Annotated in this window: 1 protein-coding gene; it reads left to right on the top strand. The window is 66.5% G+C overall.

Annotation, left to right across the window (positions count from 1 at the left end; translation table 11 throughout):
* Window positions 1-477, top strand: a 477-nt coding sequence (locus AX750_RS03735; RefSeq protein ID WP_156462427.1) for a molybdopterin-dependent oxidoreductase, incomplete at both ends; no start/stop codon positions are given.

Consider the following 477-nt stretch of genomic DNA (forward strand, 5'->3'; position numbering starts at 1 on the left):
ACTTTCTCGAATGCGCCGCCAATTCCGGCATGGAGTGGCGCGGCGCGCAGCTCAACGGCTGCCAGTTCACCCACGGCATGATCCATAACGTCATGTATACGGGCGTGCCGCTGAAGCTCCTGCTCGCCGAGGCCGGGCTCAAGCCCAGCGCCAAATGGCTGATGCTGGAGGGCGCCGACGCCTCGGGCATGAACCGCTCGCTGCCGGTCGGGAAGGCGCTCGACGACGTGCTCATCGCCTTTGCCATGAATGGGGAGGCGTTGCGCCCCGAGCAGGGCTATCCGCTGCGGGCGGTCGTCCCGGGCTGGGAGGGCAACATCTGGGTCAAGTGGCTGCGCCGCATCGAGGCCGGGGACAAGCCCTGGCAGGCGCGCGAGGAAACCTCGAAATACACCGATCTCCTGGCTGACGGCCGCTCGCGTCGCTACACCTTCATCATGGACGCCAAATCGGTGGTGACGAACCCCTCTCCGCAGG

The organism is Methylobacterium sp. CCH7-A2, assembly GCF_001557075.1.
GTDB classification, from domain to species: domain Bacteria; phylum Pseudomonadota; class Alphaproteobacteria; order Rhizobiales; family Beijerinckiaceae; genus Allobosea; species Allobosea massiliensis.